Source organism: Synechococcus sp. PCC 7335, from assembly GCF_000155595.1.
Taxonomy (GTDB): domain Bacteria; phylum Cyanobacteriota; class Cyanobacteriia; order Phormidesmidales; family Phormidesmidaceae; genus Phormidesmis.
On record NZ_DS989912.1, the window covers coordinates 1 to 1,419 of the forward strand.

General features: G+C 50.0%; 2 protein-coding genes. One reads left to right on the forward strand and one right to left on the reverse strand.

All coding sequences use genetic code 11. The features are described 5' to 3' along the window. Window positions 1-34: 34 nt before the first annotated feature. Window positions 35-664, forward strand: coding sequence for a ferrochelatase (locus tag S7335_RS25540; RefSeq protein ID WP_006458991.1), 630 nt, complete (start codon window positions 35-37; stop codon window positions 662-664). A 7-nt stretch (window positions 665-671) separates the two neighbouring features. On the opposite strand, the gene S7335_RS25545 is transcribed toward S7335_RS25540, so the two are convergent. Continuing rightward, window positions 672-1,419: transposase (locus tag S7335_RS25545; protein ID WP_006458992.1), on the reverse strand; the 748-nt coding region annotated here is incomplete at its 5' end.

Genomic DNA, 1,419 nt, shown 5'->3' on the forward strand with positions numbered 1-1,419 from the left:
GTACCCAAACCGATGACCGAGTAGCGTACTGCTGATGGGTTATGGCGAAGTCGAAAGCTACGAAGACTTTGCTAACTACAACGAACAAGCCCTTAACCTATTAACGGCCAAATTTGCGCCTGTTCCAACCTGGATTTACCCCCCTTTGGCTAAGCTATTAGCTATCTTCGACCTGCATGAGTGGAGCCATCAGCACGGCAACTTTGTCTCTCCTCACAACGCTATTTTTGAACAGCAAAGAACCGGGATCGAAACCTGCTTACAAAATCGCTGGGGCGATCGCGTCAAAGTCTTCAAAGCGTTCAACTTCTGTGCGCCTCACTTACCTGAGCAAGTGTTGGCAACCGTCAAGGCAGAAGGCTTCACAAAACTGCTGATCTATCCATTGTTAGTTGTAGATTCTATCTTTACCAGTGGTATTGCGGTAGAACAGGTTAACGACGCACTGACTAAGCTAGCAGGAACAGGTGAGCACTGGTTAAAAGGAACTCGCTACATTCCCTCTTTCTACAACGAAGAGCGCTACATTAACCTGCTTGCAAACCTGGTCGAAGAAAAAATTGAGAAAGAGCTAGCAGTCGCCCACCTGCCTTCTCAAACAGGTATTATCTTGCTCAATCACGGCTGTCCTCACAAGGCGAAGGGCTTCACCCTGATTGGCTGACAAAAGTTTAATCAGGAACAAACTTAACGGTAATCACGCTGAAATCGAGCAAGCGCCCGGACTTCTTGTTGTGTTGTGGCCTAGAAGCCATCGCCGGTTGCGGATCAATGTGAGAGGTAAAACAAGCCTGTTTAATCACCTGCCAACCGTTGAGCAGAGCCGCCTTAGTCCACTCCAATCCGATGCGAAAGTAGCTGTTGCCTCTATCCCAGTGTGTGTCAATCCATCGCCTACGGCCTGATTGCACAACCGCTACGCCTTGAGCCGTGACGTAAAGCGTGGCTACTGCCAGAATAAACCATAAGCGAGAGAGGTCAGTGAGGCCTCGAATCTCAGAGCGTTGTAGATTCCAACCGGCGGACTGGTCGTCTAAAAATCCTTCCTCGATATCGAAGCGCAAGGCATATTCCATAAAGGTTTGCGGGCTAGTGGGCTGGTCGCTGACGACGGCCCAAAGTTCACCATTGATGTTGTTGCGCCCGATGATGACATGCACTGGGCCGTACTGTTCGTGACGATGGAGTCTGATGTGGTGGAAACATAGTGCCCGACCTCGTTCTAGGTGAAACGATTTAGGTTGACACCAGCCGGAACCGGGTCGCCAAATCCAGGTGTCACTTTTGATACGGATGCGGTAGTGCCAGCCGAGTTGTTTTATCAGCGTCATCGCACGGGTATGCACAAAGCCTCGGTCGGCCAACAGAATCATGTTTGCGTTTGAAGGCAAGTATTGCGTAGACTGCCTGAGCAGTTCT